Here is a 1,015-nt window from a genome sequence, read left to right as displayed (position 1 = left end):
GCCGTGTGGCCGCCCGGCCCCGACCCCGCTCACTCCTCGGACCGGCCCTGCGCCTGGAGCAGCGACCGCAGCCGGGTGGTACGCGGCTTCGCCGGCACCTCGGCGATGGCGCGCGGCAGTGCCTGGTCCACGCCGTGCACCACGGACAGATGCCGCTCGCCGCGGCTGAACGCGGTGTAGACCCAGGCGCGGCTCAGCGCCTGGGCCGCGTCGCCCGGCAGCACCACCACGGCGGCGGGCCAGCGGATGCCCGCCGCCTGGTGGGCCGTTACGGCCCAGCCGTGCCGCACCGTCTCGGCCACCCGCTCGCGCGGTACGACGACGGGCGCGCCCGCGCACTCCAGACGCAGCCCCTCGGCGTCCGCCGAGACCACGGTGCCGGGCGTCATCCGGCCCGGCGCCGGTACGTACGCCACCCGGTCGCCCGGATCGAACCCGCCGAACCGGCCCGGCCCCGGATTCAGCCGCTCCTTGAGCGCCGCGTTGAGCGCGCGCGTACCGGCCGGCCCGCCATGGCCCGGCGTGATCACCTGCGTACGGTCCGAGGGGACGCCGATCGCGCGCGGGACCGAGTCGGCGACGAGCTGCACGGTGCGGTGCACCGCCTCTCCCGCGTCCCGCACCGGGACGATGACGACCTCCTTGCCGGGGGCGTCGACCTGGTTCAGCTCGCCGATGCCGATGCCCGAGACCAGCTCGCCGATCGGACCGGGGTCCGGGGTGCGCGAAACGACGACGGGGCAGACGCGGGCCGCCCCGACGTCCGCGAACACCCGGCCGGGCCCCGCCGACCAGAGCGTTCCCGCGTCGCCGCTGAGCACCAGCCGGGCGCCGTCCGCCAGCGACTCCACGAGCATCGCCGCGGTCTCCACGTCGAGTTGCGGCGCGTCCAGCACGACGAGGAGGTCGAGGTCGAGTGCGCCGTCCGCGTCGCGCCCGGGGCCTTCGCGTCCGGTGAGCAGCCCGGAAACGGTGACCGCCGGGTCGTACGGGGCCGATTCGTACGGGGCCGGGT

1 protein-coding gene is annotated in these 1,015 nt (G+C 76.7%); it reads right to left on the bottom strand.

Annotated features, from left to right (window positions below; genetic code table 11):
- Positions 1-29: 29 nt before the first annotated feature.
- Positions 30-1,015, bottom strand: a 986-nt coding sequence (locus ACFU99_RS44590; protein WP_384404648.1) for an ATP-binding domain-containing protein, incomplete at its 5' end; no start/stop codon positions are given.

Source organism: Streptomyces sp. NPDC057654 (assembly GCF_042800135.1).
Taxonomy (GTDB): domain Bacteria; phylum Actinomycetota; class Actinomycetes; order Streptomycetales; family Streptomycetaceae; genus Streptomyces.
This window is presented reverse-complemented; position numbering and strand designations above follow the sequence as displayed.